This is a genomic window from Pseudoalteromonas sp. SR45-5 (genome assembly GCF_014163565.1).
In the GTDB taxonomy this organism is placed as follows: domain Bacteria; phylum Pseudomonadota; class Gammaproteobacteria; order Enterobacterales; family Alteromonadaceae; genus Pseudoalteromonas; species Pseudoalteromonas distincta.
This window is the reverse complement of sequence record NZ_JACJDN010000902.1, coordinates 1-1,185: the sequence shown is the minus strand read 5'-3', so window position 1 is coordinate 1,185 and position 1,185 is coordinate 1. Positions and strand designations below refer to the sequence as shown.

2 protein-coding genes are annotated in these 1,185 nt (G+C 35.1%); one reads left to right on the top strand and one right to left on the bottom strand.

What is annotated here, in order from left to right; genetic code table 11:
* The first annotated feature begins 116 nt into the window (after positions 1-116).
* Positions 117-713, top strand: a complete 597-nt coding sequence (locus H5072_RS19960; RefSeq protein ID WP_182694581.1) for a pentapeptide repeat-containing protein — start codon at positions 117-119, stop codon at positions 711-713.
* A gap of 72 nt (positions 714-785) precedes the next feature.
* Here H5072_RS19960 and H5072_RS19955 read toward each other — a convergent pair whose 3' ends face one another.
* The gene (locus H5072_RS19955; protein ID WP_002959968.1) at positions 786-1,109 is read right to left on the bottom strand and encodes a hypothetical protein; all 324 of its coding nucleotides are present in this window, start codon (positions 1,107-1,109) and stop codon (positions 786-788) included.
* Positions 1,110-1,185 lie beyond the last annotated feature (76 nt).

Here is a 1,185-nt window from a genome sequence, read left to right as displayed (position 1 = left end):
GTGGGTGGCTGTTTAGCGCTATTTCCACTATTTGCTTTGATTTTTATTGCAGTGCTTGCGCTTAAAAAAGATTTACCTAAAAATAGCGTCTATGCCCATTAAAAACTAGGTTAATAGTGTCAATTTCAAATAATAATCACTACTTCGACGAGCAATTTAATGCTTTACAGCGCGAAGAGCAACTAACTGAAAATTCTGAGTTTGAAGAGTGCACATTTACCGATTGCGACTTTTCAGGCGGGCAGTTTAAAAATTGCCGATTTATACAGTGCAACTTTAAAAACTGTAATTTATCGTCACTTAAATGGAACTACAGTTCACTTGAAAATGTAAGTTTTAGCCACTGTAAATTAAATAGTCTGCAATGGACTGACGTAGATTGGCCAGCGCTTAGTATTAACGCACCGGTGAGTTTTAATTATTGCGAGCTCAGTAATAGTTCTTTTTTTGAATTAACCCTCAAAGCTCTCAAACTAACACACTGCTTTGCCAAAAATGTTGATTTTAGACATGCTGATTTAAGCGGTAGTGAATTTACAGGAACAGATTTTCGCGATAGTGAGTTTTTTCAAACTAACTTAACAAAATGTGATTTTGTAGGTGCGACAGCGTTTAATATAGATTTGAATAATAATATTTTAGCGAATGCTAAGTTTGATCGCTTCGAAGCACTAAACTTGCTTACCAGCCTTAATATAGAACTATGTGATTAATTTAGTTTAATATGATTACATATCTAGAAGCGACAGCTTAGCTGGGCTTCTAGATACTGCGTGACTGCGTAATTAACGGCTTGGGCCATTTTTATTACGTGCACTGGCAAGCTGTCTTGCGATTTCTAATAACGCAGGTGAAATATCTTCAGCGCCATCTTTAATTAGTTTTGTAACGTCACCTGATGAAAACAAACCGTCACGTGGTGATTTAATACCTAACTCACGAACAAAATCCTTCGTTTTACCTGTGCTGCCTGTTTCAATAAACTTAAAAATAATACGTTCATTGTTGTTTTTAGCAGGGGTTTTTAGTGTTTCTATTTCGTCATGTATTGCCGTTAGTTTGTCTTCTAAAATTTCTATACGTTCTTGAATGCTATTGTATGATTTCATTTATTGGATCTTTTACTAAATATATTTAAACAATGGCGGCTATTATCGCATAGTTTGTCAATAGAGAATGCAAACC

What these genes read in the sequence shown, in the direction of transcription:
- H5072_RS19955 (WP_002959968.1), bottom strand. Translation starts at nt 1,109, where the DNA reads ATGAAATCATACAATAGCATTCAAGAACGTATAGAAATTTTAGAAGAC.